The following is a 334-nucleotide window of genomic DNA, read 5'->3' as shown; positions in this document are numbered from 1 at the left end:
GCCGACCGGGACAGGTCGGCCTGCGCCTCGAACCGGTTGCCCAGCCAGACGACGGCCACGTGCCACTCGGCTTCGAGGAACGTCACCTTGGCCGCGTACCCGCGCCCCTCGGGCACGAGCAGGCTCCCGGTGGCCGGGACGGTCGTCCCTTCGCCGCTGGCCAGCCACTGCTGCAGCCGGTCGATCGACGGGGTCGCGCACTCGCGGCCCGGCGACGCGGACGCGGCCGGCGGACCGGTCAGCGGGAGCACGAGCAGGGCGGCCACGGCGGAAAGCGTTCTGGCGAAAGGAAATCGACCACGCATTCCCGGCAAGCTAGCACCGCGGCCCGCCG

The 334-nt window shown here is 74.3% G+C and carries 1 pseudogene; it reads right to left on the bottom strand.

Annotated features, from left to right (window positions below):
• A pseudogene (locus CCN39_RS37375) lies at positions 1–305 on the bottom strand (hypothetical protein); the annotation flags it as partial.
• Between the last annotated feature and the right edge of the window lie 29 nt (positions 306–334).

The sequence above is a fragment of the Amycolatopsis kentuckyensis genome (genome assembly GCF_002155975.1).
Classification (GTDB): Bacteria; Actinomycetota; Actinomycetes; order Mycobacteriales; family Pseudonocardiaceae; genus Amycolatopsis; species Amycolatopsis kentuckyensis.
Note: the sequence above shows the minus strand (reverse complement) of the source record. Positions and strands in the feature narration are given on the sequence as shown.